The sequence below is a fragment of the Bartonella sp. MR168JLCBS genome, assembly GCF_042194175.1.
Genome location: NZ_JBHIMP010000067.1, coordinates 1 through 960, shown reverse-complemented (window position 1 = coordinate 960; position 960 = coordinate 1). Strand labels below are relative to the sequence as shown.

The window sequence follows — 960 nt, the reverse complement described above, 5'->3', positions numbered from 1 at the left end:
CTAACAAATGTTGAACTGCACGCAAATCAGCACCATTTTGCAAAAGATGGCTAGCAAAAGCATGGCGCAACACATGGGGAGAAAAACCACTACTTTTTATCCCTGCTCTTCTGGCAAGACCTTTCAGCTCCCGTGCAACAACCTGACGAGCAATATATCCTGTCTCTGAACGCGCAGGAAAAAGATAAGGACTCGCGGCATCCTTTCGCTGATCACGCAAGCTCAACCACTGTGAAAGAACTTGGCATGCTTTTTTCGATAAGAGGACTATACGTTCTTTTTTGCCCTTACCGCGAACTAAAATACTGTACTCCTTCCCGCGGACAGCCTGCACCGGAAGACTCACCAACTCACTGATGCGCAGCCCTGTTGCATAAAGCATTTCAATCAATACCTGAAGACGCAATGCGCGGAAATGATCTTTGGACCCATAATCTGCCTGATTGACTTCCAACTGCGCCAAATCAAGCAATTTTGTCACCCCATCCTCACTTATAACTTTGGGCAAAGGACGCCCCTGACGCGGTGCATCAAGATCATGCGAGGGATCATCAACTCTCATTCCCTCTGCATAAAGAAATTGATAAAACTGACGCAAAGTCGACAAACGACGCGCTTGTGAAGACGCTGCAAAACCAAGAATATGCATGAGCGATAAAAGACCAATTAAATCTTCTTTTTGTGCTGAAAAAAGCGAAACAGAGTGAAAAGACAATTCGTCTTGTGCCCATTGCAAGTCATGCTGATAAGCTGCAAGTGTATGCGTAGAAGCCCCTCGCTCCGCACTCATCATCTCGAGAAAATGATCTATCACAGCATTACTTTTCATTTCATTGATTCGCTTCTAAAGAAAGGTTCCATGGATCCAAGGGGACATCAATATACATATCCACAGTTACCGGTTCAACCCAAACCACGAGAATGACCATTATACTGAAAAGAACAGCAAGCAAAATGAAA

Annotated in this window: 1 protein-coding gene; it reads right to left on the bottom strand. The window is 44.7% G+C overall.

Annotation, left to right across the window (positions count from 1 at the left end; translation table 11 throughout):
• The coding region (locus ACFIK8_RS09090) for a tyrosine recombinase (RefSeq protein ID WP_375669236.1) at nt 1–829 on the bottom strand (829 nt) is incomplete at its 3' end.
• Nucleotides 830–960 lie beyond the last annotated feature (131 nt).